Source organism: Caballeronia arationis, assembly GCF_001544975.2.
GTDB lineage: Bacteria > Pseudomonadota > Gammaproteobacteria > Burkholderiales > Burkholderiaceae > Caballeronia > Caballeronia arationis.
Genome location: NZ_FCOG02000244.1, coordinates 1 through 5,438, shown reverse-complemented (window position 1 = coordinate 5,438; position 5,438 = coordinate 1). Strand labels below are relative to the sequence as shown.

The following is a 5,438-nucleotide window of genomic DNA, read 5'->3' as shown; positions in this document are numbered from 1 at the left end:
TACGCTCCGTTCGCGGTATGGCGTCCCCCTCGTATGCGCCGGCCGTCTTGGGCGCCGGCGCTCTGCCGGCGCACTTTTTCACTCATGGCATCATGCGGGCAGGCGCGATTTGAAGCGCCAACTACGCTACTGCAAATGCAATGAGTAATTCGCCAACACCCAGCACCCAATCCATCGCCTTCACTGTCCCAACGCATTTAGCGGCAGCGCTGGAAGAAGCCGTTGAGGACTTCCTGGCGGCCGCGGCGGGCGGAATGACGCCTGTGCAGCGAGCGGCCGAGATACGCGCTCAAGATCGCGACGCGAGTTTGGACTCACTCGCCTATCTCGTCGAGGTGGCGGAGGGCAGTTCAGGGCAGGCGCGCGTCGCCGCTCAGTTTCTCGCAGGCCTCTACAACGGCTTCGACTTCCCATTTAGTCTCACGGACTTTCGACGACTCGACGACGATCTGATGGAGCACTGCATCCAGGTTCTGCGACTGGACAGTCGGCACGCGACCGAAGTGCACCGCTACTTTCCGAATGGCGAAGCCCGGTGGCAGGCGATGATCAAACGATGGGGTCTTGCTGACGAGCCGGCGCACACGCCGCTGCCGGACGACGACGTCGTGCATTCGTGCCAGTACGAAAATAAGCTCGATGCGCCGGGTTATCGCGACGTGACCTTGGTCGTAAAGGTGGCTGTCGGCATTGACGATGTTCGGTCGATCAGCCTCGCGCTCTCGGCTGCCGATTCGGAGCGGCTAGCGGCGGACCTCGTCGCGGTCCATCGCCTTGCGTGGACACGAGGCAAGCCGCTGGATGCTGATGAGAATGAGCCGAGACCCGCCTGGCTATGAAAGACGGCATGAATTCGTGAGCTTTTGCGTGGCGTGCTCGCAAAGTAAACCGCTATTGTTGCTCCATCACCCGCGTCATAGACGCATCGACCCCGCGCTGACGTCAGTCAGCCCACGTTGTTCAACCCTTTGGGAACCACTCCCAAAGGGGGCAGGTTCCCTCTCAGGAGCCCAGCCATGCAACAACAGCCTACTCTCTCCCTCAAGCAAATCCAGGTCAGCGTCAATCCCCGCAAGTACTTCGATGCGGCGGAGATGGAAGAGCTGACCGCGTCTGTGCGCGAAAAGGGTGTCATCCAGCCTGTCATCGTGCGCACGCTCGCTGACGGCGGCTTCAGCCTCGTCGCTGGCGGCCGCAGATACAAGGCGGCGCTTGCGGCGCACGGCGAAGACTATGAAATCCCGGTCGTCGTTCGAGACATCGATGAGGTGGAAGCGAAGCAGCTCGCCATCATCGAGAACATCCAGCGGGCCGACATGTCGCCCGCCGAAGAAGCCATTGCGGCAGCCGAGCAAGTCGGGCTGTGCAAGGGCGATCGCGACGAAGTCGCGCGCATCTTCGGTTGGTCGCGTGCGACGCTGGATAAGCGTCTTGCGCTGATGAACTGCAGCACTGCCGTGCTCGATGCATTGAGCACCCGACAGATCCTTCTCGGTCACGCCGAGCTGCTTGCTGCGCTCCCCAAAGAGACGCAGGACAAGCTGCTGCCGGTGATCATCAAGGAGGGAAAGGCGGTCGCGGAGGTCAAGAAAACCATCGAACAGGTTGCCTGTTCGTTGGCGGCCGCGATCTTCGACAAGGCCGACTGCGCCGGATGCCCGCACAATTCGTCAACGCAGGGCGAGATGTTCGGTGAATCCATCGGTACGGGCAATTGCACCAACCGCACCTGCTACAACGAGAAGACCGAAAAGATGCTCGAAGTGACGGCCACCGGCCTGCGCGACGAATATCCGGTCGTGCGCATCGTGCGTGCTGGCGACAACCACACGCGCGTGCAACTCTCAGTCGATGGCCCGAAGGGCGTCGGCGAAGAGCAGGCAAAGGCGTGTCACGCGTGCCAGAACTACGGCGCGGCGGTGAGCGGTCTGCCTGACTCGATCGGCAAGGTCTATCGCGGCCAGTGCTTCGACACCGTCTGCAACATGAAGAAGGTGGCGGCGCAACTGCAAGCGGTGAAAGCCGCGACGCAGCCAAAGACCGAGGCAGCCAAGGCCGGCGCGAAAGCGCCGCCCACAGCAGCGAAGGGCGCGGCCGGTTCGTCGGCGGCCTCGACGACCAGCAATCCGCCGGCGACCGTGGTGGCTGAGTCGGACAAGATCAAAGCGTATCGCGTGGCGTTGTGGCGTAAAGCCCTGCGCCGTGAGGTAGGCGCCGATCCCGCGCTTGCCCAGCGATACCTCGTTGCGATCGCTCTGTCCGATCAGATGCGCTGCGTCGACCAAAAGACGCTCTCCGGCATCTGGGAAAAGCTCACCGAAGAGCAGGTCGGGTCCGGCGATGTGACGAAAGCGGCTGCCTCGACGGCTGCCGCTGACGATACCAAGCTCGCGCACGCGGTCACCGGTGTGACGGTCGCCGCGATTCAAGGCCTCGACGTCCAGTACCTAACCCGTCTGTGCACGCACCATCACCTCGATCTCGCGAAGCACTGGAAGCTCTGCAAGGAGTTTCTGGAGCTGATCACGAAGTCCGAAATGATGGTGGTCGCTGACGAACTCGGCATTCGTGCCGCGCTCGGCGACAACTTCAAGAAGGTCTTCGGCAAGTCCAAGTCCGAAGTCATCGACGCGCTTCTGGCGGTCGATGGCTTCGACTACACGGGCAAGATCCCGAAGGTGCTCAAGTTCTAATTGCGCGGCGTCCCCGTGCATCGATCGTAGTTTTCCATCCTTTATAGACCGCCTCCGCGCGGTCTTTTTTCTTTTCAGGAGTTTCCATGTTCGTAGCTATTGAACCGCTTCTGCGTCACTGCACGAAGCTCACGTTGTCCTTGCAGATGAAGGGCGAAGAGATGGTTGTCTGCGTCATGCCGCAAGGCACGGCAAAAGACGCCGCCATGCTTCAGCCGCTCGCGCTCACCGCGACGGCGCCTGAGCTGGAAGCGGGTTTCGTGGACGCGCTCGTGGCCTACACCGGCGCGCACGCGTCGCTCGCCGAGCAGGTTGCTGCGACCACCGCCATCCTCGAGGCCGCCAAGACGACGCAAGTCTCGAAGGCGACCAAGACGCTGGCTAAGGGCGGAAGCAAGCCTGCTTTTCCTGCACCCGGCAGATCGAGCATCGATGCGGACAACGATGATGACGACGGAAGTGCCGACGCTGAAGGGCAGAGCACCGCTCCGACTGCGTCTTCGGCATCGTCCGCAGCAGAGGTATCGGCGGAACCGGCTAACACCGGGACCAACCTCGCATCGCTTTTCGACTAAGGAGCAGACATGGCTATCCAAGTTGCGAAGCTCACGCGCGAGTTCGTCTACAACGGCGTGACGTTCCCCGATCCCGGGCCGACGTTCTCGCCCGACGATGTCCGTGATCTCTACTCCGCGCAGTACCCGGAGCTGACGACCGCGGCGATCGACGGACCCACGACGGAGGGCGATGTCATGCGCTTCACGTTCGTGCGCGCGGCCGGTGCCAAGGGTGCAGTCATGCCCTGCCGCGTCCATGCGTAAGCGCGACCTCCTCGAAGCCCTGTCCGATCCGGACTTGGCTCTTTCTCATCAGCAACCGCCCGGAAGGGCGGTTTTTTTTCATGACAAGGAGATCGAGCAATGCTCTTCGATCCTCGCCCGTCTAGTGCAGAGGTCGCTGTCTCGGGAGAGCCTTGGCAACCGCGACGCGCTCCCGCTGCCCGACGTCGAACTCCCAATGATTTTCTAAGCCTGCCGGCCATCGGCTCGGACGTCAAAACGCGCGCAGTGATGCGTTGGCAAGCCGAAAAGGATGTCGCCGGTCTCATCGCCGCCCAGTTCAACTCGGGCGTGCTGAGGCCGCGCGACGTACCGGAGTTCAAAGGCGCGGGTGACGCGCTTGCCCACGGCTATTTCGCGTGGGCCAAGCGTCATACGCCGCGTCTGGACTGCCTGGGCTTTGACTTCGTACTGTGCGACGTACAGGCGGTGCAAGACGTTGTCCAGTATCAGGAGGACAGCAGCGAGTTCAATCCGACCTCGCCCGTGTATCTCGGCATCGAGATCACGGAGGAGAGCATCTTCGAGATCGGCAGGCGTGCCGCCGAGCTTCGCAATGTTCATCCGCGGTTAGTGTCGACAGCGATGGTGCTGATCAATCGTGCAGCCGGACGCACGATGTGGGTCCGGACGCCGGACGAGTTCCTTGGGGAATTCGCCTCTTGGTTCTGGGACGGCGACTCAAACGCGACCGATGAGGAAGCGCGCGAGATGCTGACGGACCGGTTCGGCGACGACGAAGCGGAAATCGAGCATTACCTCCCTTCCGTTGTACGTCCGCAGCTTTGTCCCGACGACATGGACGTCTACCGCTGGAACGCAAAGAGCCGACGCTATCTGCCTCAACGGGCGCTTGGCGTCGCGGCCCTTAGGCGGCTTCAGCGCTTTACCTCCGGGCGCACGCGTCGCATCTGCGCGGAGCTTGAAAAGCTCTCGCTGATGCTGCAGCGGGTGGGCAATCGCGACCTCTTCGGTTGCGAGTATCGGCCCCGCTGCGCATATGCAGCCGCCACGCTCACCGTGCAAAACGACAGCCGCGTCGGCGATGTACTCGATTCGCACTACGAGTACCTCGCCAGCGCCGGCGACGGCACGACTTACCTCGGCTTTACGCCGCTTGCCTCTACGCCTGACGCCATCCGCAAGCAGTACGGGGACTGGTCGCAGGGCTTATCCATTCTTGGCCAACTGGACCGCGTCATCGCGTGTCTCGCGGCATAACTAGGAGCTTTATATGAAAGGGCTTGATATCGGCTCAGACCGCGTCGATGAACTGGCGGCGATCAGTGCCATCTTGCTATACGGCCGTCAGGACCGCAGCGCTGTCTACGGCACCGTTCATCCGGTGACGCAGGGCAAGAGCGGCCGGGCAACGATTGGAGCCGGAAGGCCGATCGACCGTATGGCGCTTGTTGATTGCCTGCGTGAGCTGGCTCAGAACGCGGCACCGAAGGCGGAATTTTTGCCTGAGACGGTGCTCGCGGTGTCGCAAGACGCGGTGATGTGGTGGTGCAGACCGGCGATGCGAAGAGTCTTCTTCGACTGTCAGGAAATCGGGCGGCGCAGTGCTGTCGTCCCGCATCCGGGGTTGGTGTTCCGTGCAGCTTCGAGCGGGTTTTCCGTGTTCGCGCTGCAGGAAGACAGCCGGCCAACGCCTGCATCGAAGCTGCACGAACCGCCTTACTTTAACACCTGGGATTGGGGGCGAATCTGCATCGGCTCGGCTCATGTGCCAAAGCGCATTGATATCGAGTCGATCAGCGGATGGGAGGGCGGATTCTTCGAATCGGCCTTCACACACCCGAATCACGGCAACAAACGTGTTTCGCATCCGAATGGCGAGTTCGCATTCTGGAAGGAAATGCTCGACGGCAAGTACGGCGAGCAGTTCCCGAAAGAGGCGCTC

At 61.9% G+C, this 5,438-nt stretch carries 6 protein-coding genes; all 6 read left to right on the top strand.

Annotated features, from left to right (window positions below; all coding sequences use genetic code 11):
• The first annotated feature begins 308 nt into the window (after positions 1-308).
• Positions 309-839, top strand: coding sequence for a DUF7673 family protein (locus AWB81_RS40125; protein ID WP_235026169.1), 531 nt, complete (start codon positions 309-311; stop codon positions 837-839).
• A 177-nt stretch (positions 840-1,016) separates the two neighbouring features.
• Positions 1,017-2,693, top strand: coding sequence for a PRTRC system ParB family protein (locus tag AWB81_RS40120; RefSeq protein WP_062643891.1), 1,677 nt, complete (start codon positions 1,017-1,019; stop codon positions 2,691-2,693).
• A gap of 86 nt (positions 2,694-2,779) precedes the next feature.
• Entirely contained in the window at positions 2,780-3,268 is a 489-nt protein-coding gene (locus AWB81_RS40115; RefSeq protein ID WP_062643889.1) for a PRTRC system protein E, read from the top strand.
• A 9-nt stretch (positions 3,269-3,277) separates the two neighbouring features.
• A complete protein-coding gene (locus tag AWB81_RS40110) occupies positions 3,278-3,514 on the top strand; it encodes a PRTRC system protein C (protein WP_062643887.1) in 237 nt (78 codons plus the stop codon).
• A 249-nt stretch (positions 3,515-3,763) separates the two neighbouring features.
• Positions 3,764-4,753, top strand: coding sequence for a PRTRC system protein F (locus AWB81_RS40105; protein ID WP_062643882.1), 990 nt, complete (start codon positions 3,764-3,766; stop codon positions 4,751-4,753).
• A gap of 13 nt (positions 4,754-4,766) precedes the next feature.
• The coding region (locus tag AWB81_RS40100) for a PRTRC system protein B (protein ID WP_062643895.1) at positions 4,767-5,438 on the top strand (672 nt) is incomplete at its 3' end.